The following is a 21,618-nucleotide window of genomic DNA, read 5'->3' on the forward strand; positions in this document are numbered from 1 at the left end:
ATCAAGCCTATCCTTCATCGTGGAAACGAACCCCGCTACGGCGGGGTTCGTCGTCATGTGCGGGAAGCGCTGCTATAATCGCGCCCGCCTGTCGCCCTTGACCTGTCGTACTAGACCCCTGGAGATGCCCATGTATCCGCTTGCCCGTTCGATCCTGTTTCGACTCGATGCCGAAACCGCGCACGGGTATGCCCTCTCGGCCCTGGACCTGGCGCATCGCCTGAAGCTGGCTGCCCGGCTGGGTGGTGCGCGAGTCGACGACCCGGTGGAGGTGATGGGCCTGCGCTTTCCCAACCGGCTCGGCCTGGCGGCGGGGCTGGACAAGAATGCCGACCACCTCGATGCCCTGGGCGCGCTGGGGTTCGGCTTCGTCGAGGTGGGCACCGTCACGCCGCGGCCCCAGGCGGGCAACCCGAAGCCTCGCCTGTTTCGCCTGCCGGAGCAGGGGGCGATCATCAATCGCATGGGCTTCAACAATGCGGGGATCGATCACCTGGTGGCCCAGGTAAAGAAGAGCCGCTATGACGGCGTCATCGGCATCAACATCGGCAAGAACCTGACCACCCCGGTGGAGCAGGCGGTGGACGACTACCTGATCTGCCTGGAAAAGGCCCATGCCCACGCCCACTACGTAGCCGTCAATATCTCGTCACCCAATACGCCGGGACTGCGTAACCTCCAGTTCGGGGAACATCTGGATGCCTTGCTGGGCACCTTGCGCGAAGCCGGCAACCGCCTTGATCAGCAGGCGGGGCGCCGAGTACCCCTGGCGGTCAAGATTGCGCCGGACATGACGCCCGAGGAGGTGGCGCTGGTCGCTGCCAGCATTTCTTCCAATGGCATCGATGCGGTGATTGCCACCAATACCACCGTGTCGCGGGACGCCGTCTCCGGGCTGGTGCATGCCGATGAGCAGGGCGGGCTGTCGGGGCCTCCCGTCTTCGAGCCCTCCAATACCGTCATTCGCGAGCTGCGTCGCCACTTGCCCGAATTGCCCATTGTCGGCGTGGGGGGAGTCGACAGCGGCGAGGCCGCCGTGGCCAAGGTCGTGGCGGGTGCCGATCTGGTCCAGCTCTATTCGGGCTTCATTTATCGCGGTCCGTCCCTGGTCGGAGAGTGTGCCGAGGCACTCAGGGCGGCGCGGAGAAAGATAAGAGAAGAGGGGGGGAGTGAGGGCTAGATACAAGAAAGCCCGTGAAGCGACTCACGGGCTTGTGTCGTTACCGCCTCGGATAGGCGGCAAGGGACGGTTGATTGGGTGGGAAATGCGTTACAACACCATGGGGTTCTTGTGAATGCCGGAGACGCCGGTCATACCGGCCCACTGATCCCCACGGCCTTCACGCCAACCACTCATCCAGTATTCACGTATATTGACATCCTGACTGGGACAGTCGTCGCGGGAGCGCCCGGAAATGCCTGCCTTGTAGCCATGGAGGTAGGCGCGCTGGAAGCGATCACGTTTCTGTCTTTTCATCGGATGACCTCTCGTAAAGGTACCAATTTGGGGCGCACGACATGTACGACCCGACGTTCCACCGCCCGCATAACCGTGTGAAACGGCAGAGCGAATGGGTGCAAGTCCAAACAGGACTCGCCAAGAGAACGCATGCATCCTTACAGTAGCTACTAAGACTAGTCTTAGCGCATTTCGGGTGTCATTGTCGACCTATCTTTCGTCAAAAGCCGGACTCAATTTTGTAACAAAAGGAACATGCCCGACCCGAGGGGCGGGAACGACACCATGAGCGAGTCACTCCAAACCGAACCCCATGCCTTCCTGGCCACTTGCCCCAAGGGGCTCGAAGAGCTGCTGGCCGACGAGCTCCGTGCCCTGGGTGCCGAGCCGATCAAGACCACCGTGGCCGGCGTTCACTTCCAGGGCGACCTGGCGGCTGCCTATCGTGCCTGTCTCTGGTCGCGTCTGGCCAATCGCATCGTGCTCTGCCTGGTGCGCGAGGAGGGCATCGAGAGCCCCGATTCGTTGCGCCAGGCGGTAACCACCGTGGACTGGGCCCGCCACCTGCGAGCCAGTGCCTCGCTGGCGGTGGATTTCCATGGCCGCTCGGAGCAGGTCCGCCATACGCGCTTCGGTGCCCAGACCGTCAAGGACGGTGTGGTCGATGCCCTGCAGACGGCGGGAAGGCCGCGGCCCGATGTCGATCTCAAGGACCCTGACCTTCGCCTTTATGCCAACCTTCATCGCGGCCGTCTCACGCTTGGCGTGGATCTCTCCGGAGAGAGCCTGCATCGCCGTGGCTACCGCCGCGACGTCGGCCATGCGCCACTGAAGGAAAATCTCGCCGCTGCTCTGCTGATACGGGCCGGATGGCCGGAGCGCCTGCGTGCCGGTCAGCACCTGGTGGATCCCCTCTGCGGTGCCGGTACCCTTCTGATCGAAGCGGCGCTGATGGCTGCCGACATGGCCCCCAACCTGAGCCGGGTACGCTTCGGCTTTCACGGCTGGGCACAGCACGATGAGGTGCTGTGGGCGGAACTCAAGCGCGAGGCGGAAGCGCGCGCCAGCATCGGCCGCAAGCGTTGTCGCAACCGCCTGTTCGGCTTCGATCAGAGTCCGCCGGCACTGGCGGCGGCCAAGGCCAATGCCATGCGGGCAGGCATTCCTGCCCTTGTCACGTTCAAGGGCGCTTCGCTGGAGCAACTGGAGCGCCCCGACGAGCTCGATGAGGCGGCGCAGGGGCTGGTGATCGCCAACCCTCCCTATGGGGAGCGCCTGGGGGAGTTGCCCGAGCTGGTGGCACTCTATGCCGAACTGGGCGAGGGGGTGCGCCGCGCCTTCCCCGGCTGGCGTCTGGCCGTCTTCACCGGCAACCCCGATCTTGGCCATCGCATCGGGCTGCGGGCCGACAAGCAGTACTCGCTGAAGAACGGGCCGCTCGATGCCAAGCTGCTGTTGATGAACGTGACGCCGGCTGCCGGCGCGGAGAAGCCGGTGAAAGCGGAAGGGCCGGTGCGCAGCGAAGGGGCGCAGATGTTCGCCAACCGCCTGGAGAAGAACCGCAAGCGGTTGAAGAAGTGGCTCAAGCAGACCGGCGAGACCTGTTACCGGCTCTATGACGCTGACATGCCGGAGTATGCCCTGGCCATCGATGTCTATGACGACCGGGTCCACGTCCAGGAGTATGCGCCGCCCCGTTCGGTGAATGCCGACCAGGCCCAGAAGCGTCTCTTCGATGCCCTGCAGGTGATTCCCGAGGTGCTGGGCATCGACTCGAGCCGGGTGGTGATCAAGCGCCGCGAGAAGCAGAGTGGCAAGGAGCAGTATCGCAAGCAGGCCAGCACCGGGGAGCGTTTCCAGGTGCGCGAGGGGCGTGCCCGGCTGTGGGTCAATCTGCGTGACTATCTCGATACCGGCCTGTTTCTCGATCACCGTCCGGTGCGGCGCATGCTGGCCGAGATGGCGCCCGGCACGCGCTTTCTCAATCTGTTCTGCTATACCGCCGTGGCTACCGTTCAGGCGGCTCTGGGCACCGAGGAGGCGGGCGGCGCATCGGACAGCATCAGCGTCGACCTCTCCAATACCTACCTGGAGTGGGCGCGGGACAACTTTGCCTTGAACGGACTCGATCCGGCGCGGCACCGGGTGGTACGCGACGACTGCCTGCGCTGGCTGGAGACCGCCAGGGCGCAGTTCGACCTTATCTTCCTCGACCCGCCCACCTTCTCCAACTCCAAGAAGATGGACGGTACCCTGGACGTGCAGCGCGACCATGGTCGGCTGTTGGAGCTGGCCATGGCGCGCCTGGCCCCTGGCGGCACCCTGGTGTTCTCCAACAATCAGCGTCGCTTCCAGCTAGACCCGGCGCTGGCCGAGCGCTATGCGGTACAGGAAATTTCGGCCAAGACGTTCGATCCGGATTTTCAACGGCGCCCCGACCTGCATCACTGCTTCCTGATTCGCCACCGGGAGGGTGCATGATTCGGCTGAAACTCTATACCACCCTGGGCTGTCATCTCTGCGAGCAGCAGGAGTCCCTGCTGGCCCTGCTGCTGCAGGGTGAATACCACCTCGAGAAGGTCGAGATCAGCGAAGATGACGCCCTCATCGAATGCTACGGGGTGCGCATACCGGTACTGGCGGACGAGTCGGGCAAGGAGCTCGACCGCGGCTTCGAGCCGCCGCGCCTGGCGGCGTGGCTGGCCGAGCGTCACTGGCTGGATGAGGCTGCCTGGCAGCGGTTGAATGCGGGCGAGCTCGAGCCACAGGAGGTGCGGGAACAGAGGAAGCAGCAGGCCCCGCGTCCCGGGGGGCGGCGCTACCTTCTGTAAGCTGGATGCGTTGACCCTACGTATGCCAGTGGGCTGCTGCTCGGTGGTATGACATCTTCGTTTTAGCAACAATCGTGCAGCATGGATTCGAAAGCTCAGGGGGGTGAAAATGGATGCACCGCAACGAAGGCGGTGGCAGTACATCGCTCTGGGCTGTACTTTGCTACTGGCGCTTGCGGACACGGTGCAGGGCGCGGCGGAATCCGGCGGGATACTGCTGACCGAAGAAGAGCGTCTATTCCTGGAGCAGAACGAACCCATCGTTTTCGTCAGCCAGACCCGCTACCCCCCCTTCGAATTCATCGATGCCAACCAGCAGCGTCACGGCATGATGGTGGAGCTGGCCCAGTGGATCGCTACCGAAGCCGGCTTTCATGCCGAATTCACCGACACTGTGTTTCAGCAGGCGCAGCAGCGCGTACTGAGTGGGGAAGCCCACATCCTCACCAGCTTTTTCTACAGCCAGGCCCGAGACCGGCAGTTCGACTTCACCCAGACCGTTTTCGAGGTTCCTGCTTCCATCTTCGTCGCCACACAGCGTCCCGACATCGCTCTGGTGTCGGACCTTGATGGTAAGCGCGTGGCGACGCAGCGCAGCGACTATGCCAAGGAGTTTCTCGCCACGCTGGATCTCGAGCTCGAGCTGATCGAGACCGCCGACTTCGCCAGTGCGGCACAGGCCGTGATAGAGGGCAGCGCCGATGCCATGGTCGGCGATGAGCAGATCGTGCTCTATTACCTCTACAGCAACGATCTTCACGAACTCATGAAGCGGGTGGGTGAACCGCTGTATGTCGGGCTGAACGCCATGGCGGTGGCAGAAGGGAACCATCTGCTGCAATCGATCCTGGACAAGGGAGTCGAGCATGCCCGCGCCGGTGACACGCTCGAACGGTTGCACGAGAAGTGGGTGGGAGCCGAGCTGCCGGGGAGGGCCTTTGCCTGGCAGGCGTACTGGCCTTACGCGGTGGGCCTGGCACTGCTGGTTGCCATGGTCGTGGCCTGGAACGTCAGGCTTCGCCAGCTGGTATCGCGCAAGACGGCGGAGCTGGAGCTGGCCGCCAGTGTGTTTCGGCATGCGCGGGAGGGCATCGTCATTACCGATGCCATGGGCGATATCATCGAAGTCAACGAGGCCTTCACGCGTATCACCGGTTACCGCCGCGATGAGGTCGTGGGCAAGAACCCGCGCCTCCTGCAGTCGGGCCATCAGGAAGTGAGTTTCTATCGGGCGCTGTGGCAGGAGCTGCTGGAGAAGGGTGCCTGGGAAGGCGAGCTCTGGAACCGGCGCAAGAGCGGTGAAGACTATCCTGAGCTGCTCACCATTTCGAAGGTCTGCGACAAGCAGGGCCAGGTTTCTCACTTCGTGGCCGTGTTCACCGATATCAGCCGACAGAAGGAGCATGAGCGCCAGCTTCAGAGCATGGCGTTCTTCGACAGCCTGACGGGGCTGCCGAACCGAATCCTGCTGGCCGACAGGCTGCGGCAGGCCATGCTGGCGGCGCGGCGCAGCGGAGGCAAGGTGTCGCTTGCCTACATCGACCTGGATGGCTTCAAGGAGATCAACGATCGGCTCGGTCACGATGTCGGCGACCGGGTACTGGTGACCATTGCCGAACGGCTGACGTCGGCCCTCCGTGAGGCCGATACGGTGGCCCGCCTGGGGGGGGACGAGTTCATCATCGTATTGCCGGAGCAGAGCGATGTGGCTACCGTGACCGCCCTTATCGCTCGGCTGTTGCGCCGCATCGCGGAGCCAATCGATATGGAAGAGACCTTGCTGTACGTTTCAGGCAGCATCGGCGTGGTTCATTTTGCTCCCGAAGACGAAATCGAGCCCGAGCAGCTGATCCGCCAGGCGGACCAGGCCATGTATCAGGCCAAGCAGGCGGGCAAGAATCGCTTCCACATCTTCGATGCTGAACACGATCGCGCGGTGCGTGGACATCATGAAAGCATCGAGCGCATGCGCCAGGCTCTGGCCGATGACGAGTTCGTGCTCTACTACCAACCCAAGGTCAACATGTCCACCGGCGAGGTCGTCGGTGTCGAAGCGCTGATTCGCTGGCAGCATCCGGAGCGCGGGCTCCTGGCTCCGGCCTCCTTCCTGCCGGCTATCCAGCAGCACCCCCTTGCCATCGACCTGGGCGAATGGGTGCTGGGCGAGGCGCTGGGTCAGTTCGATGCTTGGGCCGACGCGGGCATCAGGCTGCCGGTCAGCGTCAATATCGACGCCATTCACCTCCAGCAGAGCGACTTCGTTGAACGCCTGCGCGCCGAAGTCGAGCGTCACCCCAGACTGAGGCCCGGCGATCTCGAACTGGAGGTGCTCGAAACGAATGCGTTGGAAGATATTGCCCATGTGGCAAGCGTAATGAAGGCATGTCGAACGTTTGGCGTCGAATTCGCATTGGATGACTTCGGCACCGGTTATTCCTCGCTGACGTATTTACGACATTTCCCCGCCAGCGTGCTGAAGATCGACCGCAGTTTCGTACGCGACATGCTCGATGATCCCGAGGATCTGACGATTCTCGAGGGCGTGCTTGGGCTGGCCGTTGCGTTCCGCCGGGGCATCATTGCCGAAGGCGTGGAGACGCTGCTGCACGGGCGCATGCTGCTGGCGATGGGCTATCAGCTGGGCCAGGGCTATGCCATTGCCCGGCCCATGCCCGCGAAGGTGATTCCGGGCTGGCTCGAGTCGTGGGGTCCCGATCCAGCCTGGCGCCATCGTCAGCGTGCCCATCCGGAAGAGCTGCAGGCCATTTATGCCATGGTCGATCATCGCGCCTGTGCTGCCGGGCTGTTGCACTACCTGAAGGGTGAGCGCGCGGCCCCGCCGGCGATAAGTAGCAGGAAAAGCCGCCTTAAGCAGTGGTTGTCCGCGTTCGATGAGTCGCCGGTCAGAGGGGGCGAACACACGGCACGAATCGCCGCCCTCTACTCCGCCTATGATCGGCTAGCCGAGGAAGCGCTGGAGCTCAAGGAGCATCAGGACAACGATCAAGTAAAGGAACGCGCCCGGGAGATGGAGGGAGTGAGCGAGGAGTTGCTGGGGTTGCTGCAGTACTGGATCGATGCCAGCGAAGCCGTTCGCCAGGATCTGTGATTCACGAGGCCCTGGCGCCTGACAAGCCCTGCCTTCACGAAGCGCTATAGCGAGTCCAGCAGCGATAGCTGGCTGACGGCCTCGCGGCCCTCGGGGCTATGGTCGTCCACTTCGAGCACCTTGAGCAGGCCGCGCGAGGCCTGGATGGTGGTCTCGTCACCCAGCCACATCATGGCCTGGGCATGATCGTCGGCGAGCATATGCTTCAATCCACCGAACTGGGTGCCGATCTGCCCCCAGGCGCGGCTGAAGATCCAGTCGCCGAACATGTCCTGATGGATATGCACCAGCACATAGTCATGGTCACTTTCCCAGCGGATGATCACGAAGGCTCCAGCAAGTCGGGCGCCGCCGCGTCGCGGCGTGCCAATGTCAGGTGGCGGTATTGTAAGGGTTCGCGCAGACTGGACAAGCCCTGGTATCAAGGAGAGGACTCGTGAGAATTGTGGTCGATGCCAACATACCCGCCGCCGACGCCTGTTTCGGCGAACTGGGCGAGTTGATTCGCTTGCCGGGGCGCGAGATCGACGCCGCGGCGCTGCGCGATGCCGATGTCGTGGTGGTGCGCTCCATCACCCGCATCGATGAGGCGGCAGTGGATGCGGGTATGAGCGGTGGATCACCGCTGCGCTTCGTCGGCACCTGTACCATCGGCACCGACCATGTGGACATGCGGGCCCTGGCCCGTCACGGGGTCGGCTTCGCCAGCGCGCCGGGCTGCAATGCCGAAGCGGTAGTGGACTACGTACTGGGCAGCCTGCTGACCCTGGCCGAGCGCCAGGGCTGGCAGCTGGCCGAGCGCCGCGTGGGTATCGTCGGGGTCGGCAACGTGGGCGAGCGGCTGCGCAGGCGTCTGGCGGCCATGGATATCGAGTGCCTGGCCTGCGACCCGCCCCGGGCCGAGGCGGAAGGCACCGAGGCGGTCGTGCCGCGTTTTGTCGACCTCGATACCCTGATCGACGAGTGCGACGTGCTGTGCCTGCACACGCCGCTGGTGCGCGAGGGTCCCCATGCCACCCATCATCTACTCGATGCCCAGCGAATAGCGCGCATCGAGTCGGGTACGGTACTGCTCAATGCCGGGCGTGGCGACTGCGTCGATGGACTGGCACTGCGCCAGCGCCTGGCCGGGCCGGGTGATATCAGTGCGGTGCTGGACGTCTGGGAATCGGAACCGGCGATCGATGCCGCACTGCGTGACCTGGCCAACCTTGCGACGCCGCATATTGCCGGCCACAGTCTCGATGGCAAGCTGCGTGGCACCCATCAGGTCTACGCGGCGCTCTCCCGCCATCTGGGGCTGCCGGCGCGGGTGACACTGGATTCACTGCTTCCTGCGCCACCGCTGCCCAGACTGGTGCTCGACGGTGGCCTGGAGCCCGAAGACGCGCTGAGGCGCTGCCTGCGTACGGTCTACGACGTGCGCCGCGACCACGATGCGCTGTATCGCGAATCGCGCCGGCGCGGCATGGCTGTCGGCTTCGATGCCTGCCGGGCCGATTATCCACTACGGCGTGAACTCTCCACCCTTGAGGTCGAGCTTCGCGGAGGAGCCCGGGAACTGGCCCCGCTGCTCGAGGGCATGGGCTGTCGCGTGGGTTGATAACGTGGGTTGATGACGTCGTTTGACAACGTGGTTTGATAAAACGCAGAAAGCCCGCCATGGCGGGCTTTCTTGCTTGAGATGGAGGCATCGGTCGGGAGAGATGCCGATTAGCGGTAGGCCGCTTCCTTCAGCGCCCGAATGCGATCGTCCAGCGGGGGGTGGCTTGCGAACAGTCGCTCCATCAGCGACTTGGTCTGGCCCTTGGTGATAGCCATGGCGCGCAAGGTGTCCGGCATCTGATCGGGCATCTGGGTTTCGGCCTTGAGTCGAGCCAGGGCATTGATCATGGCCCCGGAGCCGGCGAGTTGCGCGCCGGCGGCATCGGCGCGGTATTCGCGAAAGCGCGAGAACCAGGCAACGATGGCCGAGGCGATGATGCCGAAGACGATCTCGGCGACGATCACCACCGCGAAGTAGCCCATGAAACCAAGCCCCGCGCCGTCGCTGCGGCTCTTCAGGAAGCCGTCGACCAGGTGCGCGACCACCCGGGCGAAGAACATCACGAAGGTGTTTACCACCCCCTGAATCAGCGCCAGGGTGACCATGTCGCCGTTGGCTACGTGGCCGATCTCATGGGCCAGCACCGCGCGCACCTCTTCCGGGCGCATGCGGTTGAGCAGGCCGGCGGAAACCGCGACCAGCGCGTCGTTCTTGTTCCAGCCCGTGGCGAAGGCGTTCGACTGCTGGGCTGGGAAGATGCCCACCTCCGGCGTCTTGATGCCGGCATCCCGAGACAGTTCGGCCACGGTATCGAGCAGCCACTTCTCGGTGGCATTGCTCGGTGTCTCGATCACCACCGTGCCGGTCGAGCGCTTGGCCATCCACTTGGAGATGAACAGCGAGATCATCGAGCCGGCCATGCCGAAGATGAAGCAGAAGATCAGCAGGGCGTTGAAGTTGATGCCCTGGCCGCGCAGGTAGCCTTCTACCCCGAGCAGGCGCAACGTGATGCTGGCGACAACGATGACCGCCAGGTTGGTGCCCAGGAAGAGCAGTATTCTCATCATCGTTCGGAAACTCCGGTCGTTATCCAGGAAAGGTAGGCCGCGCTGCCTGCGGCTGAAAAAGACTGATGTTTAGATACGGCCACTTACCTTGGGTTTCAAGGCTGGCCAGAAATTCAGGTTCTTTATAATGCCGCCAGACAACGATTACTGCCGATAGCGCGACAGGAAGCGCTCGAAGCGATCCAGGGCATCGCCCAGCTGATCGGCCCAGGGCAGTGTGACGATGCGCACATGGTCCGGCTCCGGCCAGTTGAAGGCGGTGCCCTGTACCAGCAGGATCTTCTCCTGCAGCAGCAGGTCCAGCACCAGCTTCTGGTCGTCCTGGATGGGATAGACCTTGGGGTCGAGCCGTGGAAAGGCGTAGAGCGCGCCCTTGGCCTTGGTGCAGGACACGCCCGGGATGGCGTTCAGCTTTTCATAGGTGATGTCGCGCTGGGCCAGCAGGCGCCCGCCGGGCAGGATCAGGTCGTTGATCGACTGATAGCCGCCCAATGCCGTCTGGATGGCGTGCTGTGCCGGTACGTTGGCACACAGGCGCATGGAAGCCAGCATGTTGATGCCCTGGATGTAGTCCCGGGCACGCTGCATGGCCACGCTGCCGGAGAGGGTCATCCAGCCGGAACGGAAGCCGGCGCAGCGGTAGCTCTTCGACAGGCCGTTCATGGTCACCACGAGCTGGTCCTCGTCGGCCAGAGCGCCGGTTGCCACATGCTCGGTGTCGTCGTAGAGGATCTTGTCGTAGATCTCGTCGGAAAACACCACCAGGTCGTGCTCGCGGGCGACCTGGAGCAGTTCGCGGACCACCGCCGGTGGGTAGACGGCGCCGGTGGGGTTGTTGGGGTTGATGATCACGATGGCCCGGGTGTGGCTGGTCACCTTGGCCCGCACGTCGTCGACGTCCGGTGCCCAGTCGGCCTGTTCGTCGCAGCGGTAGTGCACGGCACGGCCGCCGGAGAGATGGGCCGCAGCGGTCCATAACGGGTAGTCGGGAGCCGGGATCAGCACCTCGTCACCGTCGTTGAGCAGCGCTTGAAGCGCCATCACGATCAGCTCGGACACGCCATTGCCGATGAAGATATCCTCGATGCCGACACCGGGAATCTCCTTGCGCTGGCACTCCTGCATGATCGCCTTGCGTGCCGAGTAGAGCCCCTTGGAATCGCAGTAGCCCTGGGCCGTGGGCAGGTTGCGCATCACATCCTGGAGGATCTCCTCCGGTGCCTCGAAGCCGAACGGCGCCGGGTTACCGATGTTGAGCTTGAGGATGCGCTGGCCTTCGTCTTCCAGCCGCTTGGCATGCTCGAGCACCGGGCCGCGGATGTCGTAGCAGACGTTGTCGAGCTTGTGCGATTTCCTGAAAAGGGAGGGCGTGTCCATGAGGTGTCCGAATTCCAGTGGTGTCCAGTGGCTGCCCGATCAGTTTGGCCGTCGGGCAGCGCTGTTGATTATGCGGGCTCGCTGTCGTCGCCGCTATCGTTATCCCGAGGGAGTGCTTCTGTCCCCGTCTCTGCTTCTGCTTCCGGGGCGGGAGGCGGCGGGATGTCGGCCGGCGTCTCCAGGGTCAGCCGTCCCAGCTTGCCATCGCGCAGCTCGTGGAGCAGCACCTCGGCACCGCGATGCAAGTCGACCTCGCCGCCGGCACGCAGGCCGCCGCGGCGGCTGGCGATGTCACGCAGGATGGCGTGGCCGTCGAAACCGGCCAGGGCCAGCAGGTCGACCCGCTGAGGTCCGTCGGCCTCGACCCGATCGGCATCGGGATTGGGGGCGTAGCCCGGCAGTTCGACGAGCTTGTAGCGGTTCCTGAGCGCCTCGGGGTAGCGCCTGGCCAGTTCGGCGGCGGTGACCACGGCGACATCGAAATAGTCGATGGCGGTGTCGCGAATGGCGCCAGTCGCGGCCAGCCGATAGGCGCTGGCCTGGTCCTCGATCTTCGGCCATAGCACCCCCGGCGTGTCGATCAGCGCCACCTGGCCGGTGATACGCACCTTCTGCTGGCGCTTGGTCACGGCAGGCTCGTTGCCGGTCTTGGCGATGCTGCGCCCGGCCAGGCCATTGATCAGGGTCGATTTACCCACGTTGGGGATGCCCATGACCATGACCCGAACGTCGCGGTCGGCGCGAATGTGGCCGGCCAGCTCATGGCACAGCTTGGGAATGCGCTTGAGCTCCCGGGCATTGGTCGTGGTCACGGCCAGGGCGCGGGTGTCGGGTTGGGCATCGAAGTAGGCGACCCATTCGCGGGTGCGCTCCGGGTCGGCAAGATCGGCCCGCGACAGGATCTTCAGCACCGGCGTGTGCCGGGTGAGGCTGGCCAGCATGGGGTTGGCGCTGGAGTAGGGCAGGCGGGCGTCGAGGACCTCGATCGCCACGTCGATCTCCGGCAGCGCCTCCTGGATCTGGCGGCGCGCCTTGTTCATGTGTCCCGGATACCAGCCGAGCATTGCACCACTCCCGCAAACCGATAGAAAAAGGCCGCCCATCATAGCAGAAGGGCGGCCCCGGCAGTGCAGGCTAAGGAGCCTGTCGGACTTAACGCTGATCTACTGCGAGATCCGGTCTTTCGGCCAATTTCATTCGATCTGATTCGTTAAATAGCGGGCTATTCGCCTCATCAGATCGATAAACTTGTCTCGAAATCCAAATCTCTCGTGACGATCGGTCAAATCCGACAGGCTCCTAGACTTACTCTCCCGGGTGGAAGCTGATCGCCACGGAGTTGATGCAGTAGCGCAGCCCGGTGGACTGCGGCGGGCCATCGGGGAAGACATGGCCCAGGTGGGCGTCGCAGTGAGAGCAGACCACCTCGGTGCGTTGCATGCCATGGGCGTCGTCCGGCTTCTCCTCGATGGCAGCCTTGCCCAGCGGCCGGTCAAAGCTTGGCCAGCCGCAGCCGGCGTCGAACTTGTGTTCATTCTCGAACAGCGGTGCGTTACAACAGACACAGTGGTAGATGCCGTGCTCATCGCTGACCTGATGGTCGCCGGAAAAGGGTGGCTCCGTGCCTTTCTCCCGGGTCACGCGGTACTGCTCCGGGCTGAGCTGTGCACGCCATTCGGCTTTGCTTTTCTCGATCTTTCTGCGCATGGCATCTCTCCTCCTGGGGTGCGGTGCATTCCATCATGCCATCCATTTCGGGTCTGGCCAGCATGTCTCCCATGAGACAACGGATGGGCCTGCGGTTTCCATCCCCGGGGCGTTCAAGGTCGACGGTTGACAGCCCCGAGGTGCTTGAGTAAGATTCGCGCCACCTCGTTGAAGCGAGACGGCTGCGTCCCATTCGTCTAGTGGTCCAGGACACCGCCCTTTCACGGCGGGAACAGGGGTTCGAACCCCCTATGGGACGCCACTCGTTTTCTTCAGGTGCCGGTGTGCGGGAATAGCTCAGTGGTAGAGCATCGCCTTGCCAAGGCGAGGGTCGGGAGTTCGAATCTCCTTTCCCGCTCCAAATCCTGCTTCGGCAGGTGAGCAGGTCAAGGTGAGGGTCGTGAGCTGGTGCGCCAGCCCGGTCGAATCTCCTTTCCCGCTCCAGTTTTTTGGAAGTCATTGCGTCCCATTCGTCTAGTGGTCCAGGACACCGCCCTTTCACGGCGGGAACAGGGGTTCGAACCCCCTATGGGACGCCACTCTTCCAGTATGCGTTACCGATAGCATAGACTGTCAGACAAGCGGGAATAGCTCAGTGGTAGAGCATCGCCTTGCCAAGGCGAGGGTCGGGAGTTCGAATCTCCTTTCCCGCTCCAGATCAGTCCCATTCGTCTAGTGGCCTAGGACACCGCCCTTTCACGGCGGGAACAGGGGTTCGAACCCCCTATGGGACGCCAGTCAGTCTGATCTATCCAGGCGGTTCAATAAGCGGGAATAGCTCAGTGGTAGAGCATCGCCTTGCCAAGGCGAGGGTCGGGAGTTCGAATCTCCTTTCCCGCTCCAGTTTCTTTGTCCCCCCCAATAATTTGATCACCTTGCTCATGGGCGAGGGCTTCTGCGTTTTTCCCGGTCGCGACTTGAAAAAATGCTTCGCGCCCTAATGTCTTGAACTCGCTTTCTGTCTCAACACAAGCTATCCCAACGCAAGGATGTCTCATGGCCGAACCGGCGCTGTCGATCCGTGGCCTGACCAAGGTCTATGGCAACGGCTTTCACGCCCTGAAGGGCATCGATCTCGACGTCGAGCAGGGCGATTTCTTTGCCATGCTGGGCCCCAACGGCGCCGGCAAGTCCACGACCCTAGGCATCGTCTGTTCGCTGGTGCAGAAAAGCGCCGGCAAGGTGTCTGTCTTCGGTATCGACATCGACCGAGACTTCGCGAAGGCCAAGTACCACATGGGCGTGGTGCCGCAGGAGTTCAACTTCAACCAGTTCGAGCAGGTAACCGACATCGTGCTGGCACAGGCGGGCTACTTCGGTATGTCGCGTCGCGAGGCTCTGCCCAGGGCCGAGCGGCTGCTCCGGGATCTGGGGCTTTGGGACAAGCGTAACGGCAACGCCCGCATGCTCTCCGGTGGCATGAAGCGCCGACTGATGATCGCCCGTGCGTTGATGCATCGGCCCAAGCTGCTCATTCTCGATGAGCCCACCGCCGGCGTCGACATCGAACTGCGTCGCAGCATGTGGGAGTACCTGCGTCGCATCAATCGCGAAGAGGGCACGACAATCATCCTGACCACCCACTATCTCGAGGAAGCGGAGAGCCTCTGCCGTAACGTGGCGATCATCAATCACGGTGAAATCATCCGCAACACCAGTGTGCGTGGGCTGCTCGCCGAACTCGATACCGAGACCTTCCTGCTCGACCTGGCCCACCCGGTGGACGAGGCACCGGATATCGATGGCTTCGAGGTGCGCCAGGTGGATGCCGCCCAGCTGGCTGTCGCGGTCCATCGTGGCCAGCGGCTGAACGATATCTTCACCGCGTTGAGTGAGCGAGGCATTCAGGTGGTCTCAATGCGCAACCGTGCCAACCGGCTCGAGGAGATGTTCGTTACCATGGTCGAGCAGGGCAACGAGGAAAAGGCCGAAGCCGAGCGCGTGGGGGCACGTTCATGAATCCGTCCCAGACCGCCATCGCCCTGTGGACCCTGGTGCACAAGGAGATCAAGCGCTTCACGAGGATCTGGCCGCAGACGCTGTTGCCTCCCTCGATCACCATGACCATGTACTTCATCATCTTCGGCAACCTGATCGGGTCGCGCATTGGCGAGATGGATGGCTTCAGCTACATGGACTTCATCGTCCCCGGGCTGATCATGATGGCGGTGATCACCAACAGCTACTCCAACGTGGCATCGAGCTTCTTCTCGAACAAGTTCCAGCGCTCCATCGAGGAGATGATGGTCTCGCCCATGCCCAACTGGGTGATCCTGGCCGGCTTCGTGTTCGGCGGCATGGCGCGCGGGCTGGGGGTGGGGCTGATCGTCACCATCGTGTCGCTCTTCTTCACCCGCATCAGCGTGGCACACCCGATCCTGACTGTCGGGGTGGTGGTGCTGACCGCCGCGCTTTTCTCCATCGGCGGCTTCATCAATGCGCTGCTGGGCAAGAAGTTCGACGACATCTCGATCGTGCCGACCTTTATCCTGACACCGCTGACCTACCTGGGCGGGGTCTTCTACTCGATCTCGCTGCTGCCGACCTTCTGGCAGGGGGTATCGATGCTCAACCCGATTCTGTATATGGTCAACGTGTTCCGCTATGGCTTCCTGGGTGTCTCCGACATCCCGGTGGGCTGGGCGCTGGCCGCTATCGTCACCTTCATCGTGGTGCTGTTCGGCATCGCCCTGTGGATGCTGGAAAGTGGCAAAGGAATTCGCAGCTGATGACACATCATCGTCCCGACACTCTCGAGCATGCCCCCTTGGGGCGTGAATCCGCCTACCCGGAGCACTACGACGCCGGGCTGCTCTATCCCATCGCACGCGTCGCCAACCGTGCGCCGCTGGGCATCGAGGAGGGCAGCCTGCCCTTCGTCGGCGAGGACGAGTGGCATGCCTTCGAGGTGAGCTGGCTCAACGGGCGCGGTAAACCGATCGTCGCCGTGGCGCGCTTCCGCCTGCCGGCAGACTCGCCGAACCTGATCGAGTCCAAGTCCTGGAAGCTCTACCTCAACGGCTTCAATCAGACCCGCTTCGACAATCGCGAACGGGTGATCGACACCCTGGTCGCTGACCTTTCCGCCGCCGCGGGCGCCCCGGTTTCCGTCGAACTGTTCGGTGTCGACGACGACGCCCTTGCCGTACAGCGCCTGCCGGGCGAGTGCCTCGACGAGCTGGATATCGAGATAGCCGATTACACGCCCAGTGCCGAGCACCTGCAGGTGGCAGAGGAGGTCGTCGAGGAGACGCTATACTCGCATTTGCTCAAGTCCAACTGCCCGGTGACCGGCCAACCTGACTGGGGCAGTGTGCTGATCCGCTATCGTGGACCGAAGCTCGACCGTGAAGGCCTGCTGCGCTACCTGATCGGCTACCGCCAGCACCAGGATTTCCACGAACACTGCGTCGAGCACATCTTTACCGACCTGATGGCCCGGGCGCGCCCCGAGCGGCTGCTGGTGCTGGCGCGCTACGTGCGTCGCGGCGGGCTGGATATCTCTCCCTGGCGCGCCACCCCCGGCGAGAGGCCGCCCGAGCCGCTGCGGCTGGCACGACAATAGCGGCTTGGGTAAAGTGCTCAGGATTCTAATCGTCAACCAACGGGGCCATGCGCCACCGATGAGGAGAACATCATGGACGCGATGACGCTGCTGCATGAACGCAGCTCCATGGGCAAGCTCATGGGGCCGCCGCCTGGCCCCGAGCAACTCGAAGCGATCTACCGGGCCGCGCTGCGGGCACCCGACCACAAGGAGCTGCGGCCCTGGCGCTTCATCGAGTTTTCGGGAGAAGGGCTCGACCGCCTGGGCGAGCTGTTCGCCGAAGCCGAGTTCCGCGAGGACCCGGATGTCGGCGACGCGGCCCTGGATGCCGTGCGCAAGAAGCCGCATCGGGCCCCCATGATCATTGCCGTGGTCGCGAAGGTGACACCGGATATACCCAAGGTGCCGAAGATCGAGCAGGTGGTCTCGGCCGGCTGTGCCGGCCATGGCATCCTGCTGGCGGCCCACGCCCTGGGGCTGGGGGCCATGTGGCGCAGTGGCAAGTATGCCTTCGACCCCACCGTGCGCAAAGGCCTCGGCCTGGAAGAGGAGGATGAGCTGATCGCCTTTATCTACCTGGGTCAGTTGGCCGGGCGCCACAGGCCCGTTCCCGAGCACCGCCTCAGCGACTTCGTCGAACGCTGGACCTGAACCCATGCGCGAAATCGGTATTCCCCACCCGCGCCTGCCGCTGCCCGAACCCGGCCAGCGAGACGACCCGCAGGCCTTCCTTGCCTGGCTCAGTGATGCGATCCCCATGGTCGAGCACCTGGGCATTCGCGAGATGTGTTGGGAGGGGGAGCAGCTGGTGTGGGTGCTCTCGCTGGCACCCAACCTCAACGACAAGGGCACCGGCTTCGGTGGGGGCCTGACCGCCCAATCCACGCTGCTGGGCTGGTGCTGGACCACGCTCTGGCTACGCGAGCATGGGCTTGCCCGCGACGTCGTGGTGGCCGAGGCCACACAGCGCTTCCTGGCGCCGGTAACCGGCGATTACCGGATGACCTGCACTCCTGAATCGGCGAAAGGGCCCGACAGCCTGGCGGCGCAGTTGCAGAGCCGTGGGCGAGGGCGGATCAGTCTGATCCAGCAGCTCTGGTGCGGCGACACGCTCTGCCTGGAAGCGCATGGCAACTACGCCGTGCTGCCCGTCGCCTGAACCGGGGAAAGCCGAAAACCGGCTTGCAAACGCGCACTTAAGCCGTTAGTATTTGCGCCGTTCTGACGTACAAGGCGCAGCCGAAGGGCGTAAGGACCGCAATGTGGAGGGGTGTCCGAGTGGTCGAAGGAGCACGCCTGGAAAGTGTGTAAGTCGAAAGGCTTCGAGGGTTCGAATCCCTCCCCCTCCGCCACGAATATCGAATAAGCCGCTGATTTCAGCGGCTTTTTCTTTGTCTGCGAGTTTTTGACCCACACTTTGACCCACACCTTAGGCTTGGTTTCCACTGGTACGCGCAGGATGCCTTTGGACTGCTTGCCTCATTTTACGCCTACTCGATTCTCCTCCTGGTTCAGCCTCTGCTCAAGTTGAATGGTCATTTCCTAATCTAGGCATGACAGCAGCTCAGGCTTTCGGTACCGTTATCCTAGTGTTTTAAGCAGCAGGAATTGTGGGGTGCCCGGTGATTTCAACTTGCGATTCGACTACATCCTCACAGAAGGCACCGTGGCTTAGACATTGGGGTTCTGAGGTTCAGGCCGGCCTGCAGAGGCGATCCTCACCCCCGAAATCATTTTCTTGCTACTCGTTCACTGCGAACGGCGCGGGTCGCTTGTGGCGCCTGGCTGCTGATCAGCAATTAACTGCGTTATGAGAAGAACTCATGCTGAAGGTGATGGCCCTTAGGGCCACGACTAAACGGCACCCTCGGAGATAAACATGCTTCAAGACCTCTTGAATTTAGGGCTTGTCGACATCGGATCGGACGACTCGAGATTCGCGAAGATGGAGTCGGCATCAACGAAGCTCTTGAAGCAGTTCGAGGAGTCGCCGCCGCTTATGATCACCGCGACCCTTGTCTCCCTGGACGAGAATGTCGATGAGGATACCCCGTTCCTCGAGCTTGTCGAAGGTCTTGTCATCGAAGAATGGAATACGCTCCGCAACACGCACGTCAACCGCCCGCGTGAGCTGCTTCGTTCGATCACCATCTCGGCTCTGGCCGCGGCGACCGACAAGAACCCGGAGCGAAGCGCCATCGTCTGGAACACTGCCGCGTCTAGGCTGATTCACGACCAGACGAGCCTTGGGAAAGCGGCGGACCTGCTCAAGCAGTGCTTTGAGAGGGTGTTCTCAACCGCAGAAAGCGAAGCGCTGCGACGAACCGGAATGCTTGAGGTGGCGCAGCCTCTTCGTAGACGCAAAAAGAGCACGGGGTCTACGCCCGAGGCTCCAACGCTGACCGGGTCTATCGAGAGCAACGAAGTGCTGCAGGAGGTCGCTCGAGCTGCGGGTCCACAGTTCCCTCAGGGGCAGGCTCTCAATAACGCTAACCCCCACTGGTCGAACCAAGCGCAGCAATGGTCGTATGAGTTCACACCCCGAATGACTGAGGCGCTCGTCAAAGCAGTCAACCTAGGCACCTCTCGACTTGCTGAGTCAATTGCTGCAGACATCGCGGCGCACATCGCGTCCATGGAGGAGCACCTGCGAAAGCAATTGGGGCAGGTAGAATCCCTTCAGTCCAAACTGGCAGAGTCCGAGGTGGCCGGCCGCATGCGCCTTGATGTTCTCTGGTGGTCACAGGCGCGCTACTCCCCATCCCAGAATGCCTCATACTCAGTGCTCCCCACGTCAACTGCCGCCATTGCCGCTGCCGTAGACCTAACCGCGATGGTCCCCGCCCTTGCACCTGCAAGCGTCACCCACGTGTTGGGAGAGACAATGGCAGCTTGCACGCGGAGCGAGCGTCTGAGCTTGCTGGACCATCTCAAGAAGCTAAACGAGTCGCCGCCGCATGGCTTCGAAGAGCTTCTTCCAGCAGGGGTTACGAACACAGCTCGCGTGCCGCTGCTTGAGATCGCCGCTGAGGTTGTAGGAGGGAGCAGTGTCTCCGAGGACGACCTTAGGTCGAGAGCCGGCGTGGATCCTGAGCTGATGCTGGAGCCCGCCGAGTTGGCAATGTGGCTGTTCCGCGAACTTCAGGCCCGACGCATCGTGGAGGACACTGCTTGAAGTTCAAATGCTCCCACGAAAGCTGTTTTCCTGATACGACGTGCGCTCTCGGTCACAATAACCGCGCTGAGTGCGAGCACTGGACCGGGGACGCACAGCCGTCGGAACAGGACCTTGAATCGGCTCGTAGCGAGAGACCGGAGTCAACTAGCGACATCCCATGGAATGGATACGTCTTGGGAACGAGCGACCTGACCATTCTCGGTGGAAGGGGGCGTCCCGCTGTCATCGGACTGATCGGGCCACCCGACTCGGGAAAGACCTCGCTACTGACATACCTCTACATGTGGCTACTTGAGCATGGGGAGGTTGCTGGTTGGAGCTTTGCTGGCTCCTGGACGTTGGGCGGATGGGAATCTGTCGTGCAGTACAGTCGATGGACGAGCGAGCCTCCGCCGTCGTTTCCGCCACATACCTCCAGCTCAGGTCGCCACCCAGGGATTCTCCATCTCACGCTTCGCAGCCAGGCGACGGGCCGGCTTCGCGATGTGTTGCTGACGGATGCTCCGGGCGAATGGTTCAACCAGTGGTCGCGCTCGCCGAACTCCTCATCCTCAGAGGGAGCGAGATGGGTAATCGAAAGGGCTGATGCTCTCCTGCTCTTGGTCGATACCGGAGCGCTCTCGGACCGCGAGAAGCTACCAGCGACACGGCGGGCGACTCGAGATCTGATGGAACGAGTAGGGGCCCAAGCATCCTGCCGAACCGCAGTGGTTTGGACCAAGGATGACGTCGCAGCGCCGGATGCAGTAACCAAAATGATCGAGACTGCATCTGGTGAGTTTATGCCTGCCGCGCAGACGATGCGAACCACTATAAAGGATCCTGACACGATTGAGGCGTGTTTCGCGTGGGCGATTGAGGCCGCCACCGCCAAATTTCCGATGCAGATCGAGCAGGAGCCTCGACTCTCCCATGACCCGTTTCAAGCGTTGCGGAGGTTTTATGAAAGGCACTGATGTACTCGTGCTTGGCGGATCGGGCACCGGGAAGACTCACTACGCCGGCCAGCTTCTTGGGAGGATGCGACATGACCGCAGCAGCCGACTGCGGGTCCGCCTTGGTGGGGTCGACGATCTGTCGAAGCTGGAAGAAATCCTTACTTGCCTCGAGGAGGGACAGGCCGCAGGCCACACGCCAGCTGAGACGTGGACAGGGATTCGGTGTGAACTTGAGACCGATGATGGCACCGCCGTCGTTCTAGAGTGGCCGGAGTATGCCGGAGAACGGCTCTTTGCAATCGTTGATCACCGCATGATGCCCGATGAGTGGCGGGAATCTGCCCGTAGCGCGTCTGGGTGGTTGCTCTTCATCCGTCCTTCGACACTCAAGCTCTATGAGGATCTGCTGGTACGGCCAACGGACGTCAAACCACAGCACTCCGACTCGCCGGTCGCGATAGTGGACGGGGCTGGTTGGGATGACCGCGCTCGATACGTGGAACTGCTCCAGATGTTCCTTTTCGCGGCGGGCCAGTCGACGTGTGAGCCCATCGAAGTTCCTCGCCTAGCGGTCGTGTTTTCATGCTGGGACGAGCTGAATGGAGCACAGAGCACTCCGGAGCGACTGCTGGCCGAACGACTGCCGCTCCTGAACGCATTCATCCGGAGCACTTGGCGCGATGAGGCCTGGTCGGCGTGGGGACTTTCTTCTCTCGGCAGGGCGCTGCGCAACGACGAGCCAGACCAAGAATTCCGCACTCTTGGACCAGAGAACTTCGGGTACGTCCTTCGCCCGGGGGCAACCACCCAGGATCGAGACCTAACTTCCCCCGTTGCTTGGCTTCTCGGAGTGTGAAAC

Annotated in this window: 19 protein-coding genes and 7 tRNA genes; 20 read left to right on the top strand and 6 right to left on the bottom strand. The window is 62.6% G+C overall.

Features of this window, described 5'->3' with window-relative positions:
• Positions 1–130: 130 nt before the first annotated feature.
• Positions 131–1,180 carry a quinone-dependent dihydroorotate dehydrogenase gene (locus DU505_RS09470; RefSeq protein ID WP_114478742.1) on the top strand — a complete coding sequence of 350 codons (1,050 nt, stop codon included), beginning with the start codon at positions 131–133 and terminating at the stop codon, positions 1,178–1,180.
• A gap of 90 nt (positions 1,181–1,270) precedes the next feature.
• Here the strand turns inward: DU505_RS09470 and rmf are convergent, their stop codons facing one another.
• On the bottom strand, positions 1,271–1,477 hold the full coding sequence (gene rmf, locus DU505_RS09475; RefSeq protein WP_043516906.1) for a ribosome modulation factor: 207 nt from the start codon (positions 1,475–1,477) through the stop codon (positions 1,271–1,273).
• 267 nt (positions 1,478–1,744) lie between these two features.
• On the opposite strand from rmf, the gene rlmKL reads away from it, so the two are divergent.
• From rlmKL to DU505_RS09490, 3 genes are all read left to right on the top strand, one after another.
• Positions 1,745–3,940, top strand: coding sequence for a bifunctional 23S rRNA (guanine(2069)-N(7))-methyltransferase RlmK/23S rRNA (guanine(2445)-N(2))-methyltransferase RlmL (rlmKL, locus tag DU505_RS09480; protein ID WP_114478743.1), 2,196 nt, complete (start codon positions 1,745–1,747; stop codon positions 3,938–3,940).
• Complete coding sequence (locus DU505_RS09485; protein ID WP_114478744.1) at positions 3,937–4,290, top strand: glutaredoxin family protein; 354 nt, start codon at positions 3,937–3,939, stop codon at positions 4,288–4,290. The genes rlmKL and DU505_RS09485 overlap by 4 nt, the downstream gene beginning before the upstream one ends.
• 109 nt (positions 4,291–4,399) lie before the next feature.
• Positions 4,400–7,399, top strand: coding sequence for an EAL domain-containing protein (locus DU505_RS09490; RefSeq protein ID WP_114478745.1), 3,000 nt, complete (start codon positions 4,400–4,402; stop codon positions 7,397–7,399).
• 44 nt (positions 7,400–7,443) lie between these two features.
• Here DU505_RS09490 and DU505_RS09495 read toward each other — a convergent pair whose 3' ends face one another.
• Positions 7,444–7,725: a hypothetical protein gene (locus DU505_RS09495; RefSeq protein ID WP_114478746.1), complete on the bottom strand. Its 282-nt coding sequence runs from the start codon at positions 7,723–7,725 to the stop codon at positions 7,444–7,446.
• A 110-nt stretch (positions 7,726–7,835) separates the two neighbouring features.
• On the opposite strand from DU505_RS09495, the gene pdxB reads away from it, so the two are divergent.
• A complete protein-coding gene (gene pdxB, locus DU505_RS09500) occupies positions 7,836–9,002 on the top strand; it encodes a 4-phosphoerythronate dehydrogenase PdxB (RefSeq protein ID WP_114478747.1) in 1,167 nt (388 codons plus the stop codon).
• 110 nt (positions 9,003–9,112) lie between these two features.
• On the opposite strand, the gene htpX is transcribed toward pdxB, so the two are convergent.
• The 4 genes from htpX to msrB all read right to left on the bottom strand — a co-directional run bounded on the left by htpX (position 9,113) and on the right by msrB (position 13,096).
• On the bottom strand, positions 9,113–10,012 hold the full coding sequence (htpX, locus tag DU505_RS09505; protein WP_114478748.1) for a protease HtpX: 900 nt from the start codon (positions 10,010–10,012) through the stop codon (positions 9,113–9,115).
• Between the two features lie 144 nt (positions 10,013–10,156).
• Positions 10,157–11,389: a pyridoxal phosphate-dependent aminotransferase gene (locus DU505_RS09510; protein ID WP_114478749.1), complete on the bottom strand. Its 1,233-nt coding sequence runs from the start codon at positions 11,387–11,389 to the stop codon at positions 10,157–10,159.
• A gap of 68 nt (positions 11,390–11,457) precedes the next feature.
• Positions 11,458–12,453 (bottom strand): ribosome biogenesis GTPase YlqF, encoded by a 996-nt coding sequence (gene ylqF / locus DU505_RS09515; protein ID WP_114478750.1) that lies wholly within the window; start codon positions 12,451–12,453, stop codon positions 11,458–11,460.
• 241 nt (positions 12,454–12,694) lie between these two features.
• Positions 12,695–13,096: a peptide-methionine (R)-S-oxide reductase MsrB gene (gene msrB, locus DU505_RS09520; protein ID WP_114478751.1), complete on the bottom strand. Its 402-nt coding sequence runs from the start codon at positions 13,094–13,096 to the stop codon at positions 12,695–12,697.
• Between the two features lie 186 nt (positions 13,097–13,282).
• Between msrB and DU505_RS09525 the strand changes: the two genes are divergently transcribed.
• From DU505_RS09525 to DU505_RS09595, 15 genes are all read left to right on the top strand, one after another.
• Positions 13,283–13,358: transfer RNA gene (locus DU505_RS09525), tRNA-Glu, on the top strand.
• 24 nt (positions 13,359–13,382) lie between these two features.
• Positions 13,383–13,457 (top strand) — tRNA-Gly (locus tag DU505_RS09530).
• 102 nt (positions 13,458–13,559) lie between these two features.
• Positions 13,560–13,635: transfer RNA gene (locus DU505_RS09535), tRNA-Glu, on the top strand.
• Between the two features lie 42 nt (positions 13,636–13,677).
• Positions 13,678–13,752: transfer RNA gene (locus tag DU505_RS09540), tRNA-Gly, on the top strand.
• 5 nt (positions 13,753–13,757) lie between these two features.
• Positions 13,758–13,833, top strand: a tRNA-Glu gene (locus DU505_RS09545).
• A 31-nt stretch (positions 13,834–13,864) separates the two neighbouring features.
• Positions 13,865–13,939 (top strand) — tRNA-Gly (locus DU505_RS09550).
• Positions 13,940–14,092: 153 nt separating this feature from the next.
• Complete coding sequence (locus tag DU505_RS09555; protein ID WP_114478752.1) at positions 14,093–15,055, top strand: ABC transporter ATP-binding protein; 963 nt, start codon at positions 14,093–14,095, stop codon at positions 15,053–15,055.
• The gene (locus tag DU505_RS09560; protein WP_114478753.1) at positions 15,052–15,825 is read left to right on the top strand and encodes an ABC transporter permease; all 774 of its coding nucleotides are present in this window, start codon (positions 15,052–15,054) and stop codon (positions 15,823–15,825) included. The genes DU505_RS09555 and DU505_RS09560 overlap by 4 nt, the downstream gene beginning before the upstream one ends.
• Positions 15,825–16,661 carry an NADPH-dependent 7-cyano-7-deazaguanine reductase QueF gene (gene queF, locus DU505_RS09565; protein WP_114478754.1) on the top strand — a complete coding sequence of 279 codons (837 nt, stop codon included), beginning with the start codon at positions 15,825–15,827 and terminating at the stop codon, positions 16,659–16,661. The genes DU505_RS09560 and queF overlap by 1 nt, the downstream gene beginning before the upstream one ends.
• 72 nt (positions 16,662–16,733) lie before the next feature.
• Positions 16,734–17,294 carry a nitroreductase family protein gene (locus tag DU505_RS09570; RefSeq protein ID WP_114478755.1) on the top strand — a complete coding sequence of 187 codons (561 nt, stop codon included), beginning with the start codon at positions 16,734–16,736 and terminating at the stop codon, positions 17,292–17,294.
• Between the two features lie 4 nt (positions 17,295–17,298).
• Positions 17,299–17,802: a YiiD C-terminal domain-containing protein gene (locus tag DU505_RS09575; protein ID WP_114478756.1), complete on the top strand. Its 504-nt coding sequence runs from the start codon at positions 17,299–17,301 to the stop codon at positions 17,800–17,802.
• A 105-nt stretch (positions 17,803–17,907) separates the two neighbouring features.
• A tRNA-Ser gene (locus tag DU505_RS09580) sits at positions 17,908–17,995 on the top strand.
• Between the two features lie 527 nt (positions 17,996–18,522).
• On the top strand, positions 18,523–19,818 hold the full coding sequence (locus DU505_RS09585; RefSeq protein ID WP_114478757.1) for a GTPase-associated system all-helical protein GASH: 1,296 nt from the start codon (positions 18,523–18,525) through the stop codon (positions 19,816–19,818).
• Entirely contained in the window at positions 19,767–20,777 is a 1,011-nt protein-coding gene (locus tag DU505_RS23090; protein ID WP_422667010.1) for a TRAFAC clade GTPase domain-containing protein, read from the top strand. The genes DU505_RS09585 and DU505_RS23090 overlap by 52 nt, the downstream gene beginning before the upstream one ends.
• On the top strand, positions 20,734–21,615 hold the full coding sequence (locus DU505_RS09595; RefSeq protein WP_181872781.1) for a TRAFAC clade GTPase domain-containing protein: 882 nt from the start codon (positions 20,734–20,736) through the stop codon (positions 21,613–21,615). The genes DU505_RS23090 and DU505_RS09595 overlap by 44 nt, the downstream gene beginning before the upstream one ends.
• The last annotated feature ends 3 nt before the right edge of the window (positions 21,616–21,618 follow it).

It is taken from the genome of Billgrantia montanilacus (genome assembly GCF_003336675.1).
Classification (GTDB): domain Bacteria; phylum Pseudomonadota; class Gammaproteobacteria; order Pseudomonadales; family Halomonadaceae; genus Halomonas; species Halomonas montanilacus.

Bases quoted from the DNA above. Each gene is read 5' to 3' on its own strand.
- ylqF (WP_114478750.1), bottom strand. From the start codon at position 12,453: ATGCTCGGCTGGTATCCGGGACACATGAACAAGGCGCGCCGCCAGATC.
- DU505_RS09490 (WP_114478745.1), top strand. From the start codon at position 4,400: ATGGATGCACCGCAACGAAGGCGGTGGCAGTACATCGCTCTGGGCTGT.
- queF (WP_114478754.1), top strand. From the start codon at position 15,825: ATGACACATCATCGTCCCGACACTCTCGAGCATGCCCCCTTGGGGCGT.
- DU505_RS09555 (WP_114478752.1), top strand. From the start codon at position 14,093: ATGGCCGAACCGGCGCTGTCGATCCGTGGCCTGACCAAGGTCTATGGC.
- rlmKL (WP_114478743.1), top strand. From the start codon at position 1,745: ATGAGCGAGTCACTCCAAACCGAACCCCATGCCTTCCTGGCCACTTGC.
- DU505_RS09570 (WP_114478755.1), top strand. From the start codon at position 16,734: ATGGACGCGATGACGCTGCTGCATGAACGCAGCTCCATGGGCAAGCTC.
- DU505_RS09595 (WP_181872781.1), top strand. From the start codon at position 20,734: ATGACCCGTTTCAAGCGTTGCGGAGGTTTTATGAAAGGCACTGATGTA.
- DU505_RS09485 (WP_114478744.1), top strand. From the start codon at position 3,937: ATGATTCGGCTGAAACTCTATACCACCCTGGGCTGTCATCTCTGCGAG.
- msrB (WP_114478751.1), bottom strand. From the start codon at position 13,096: ATGCGCAGAAAGATCGAGAAAAGCAAAGCCGAATGGCGTGCACAGCTC.
- DU505_RS09585 (WP_114478757.1), top strand. From the start codon at position 18,523: ATGCTTCAAGACCTCTTGAATTTAGGGCTTGTCGACATCGGATCGGAC.
- DU505_RS09575 (WP_114478756.1), top strand. From the start codon at position 17,299: ATGCGCGAAATCGGTATTCCCCACCCGCGCCTGCCGCTGCCCGAACCC.
- rmf (WP_043516906.1), bottom strand. From the start codon at position 1,477: ATGAAAAGACAGAAACGTGATCGCTTCCAGCGCGCCTACCTCCATGGC.
- DU505_RS09470 (WP_114478742.1), top strand. From the start codon at position 131: ATGTATCCGCTTGCCCGTTCGATCCTGTTTCGACTCGATGCCGAAACC.
- htpX (WP_114478748.1), bottom strand. From the start codon at position 10,012: ATGATGAGAATACTGCTCTTCCTGGGCACCAACCTGGCGGTCATCGTT.
- DU505_RS09510 (WP_114478749.1), bottom strand. From the start codon at position 11,389: ATGGACACGCCCTCCCTTTTCAGGAAATCGCACAAGCTCGACAACGTC.
- DU505_RS09560 (WP_114478753.1), top strand. From the start codon at position 15,052: ATGAATCCGTCCCAGACCGCCATCGCCCTGTGGACCCTGGTGCACAAG.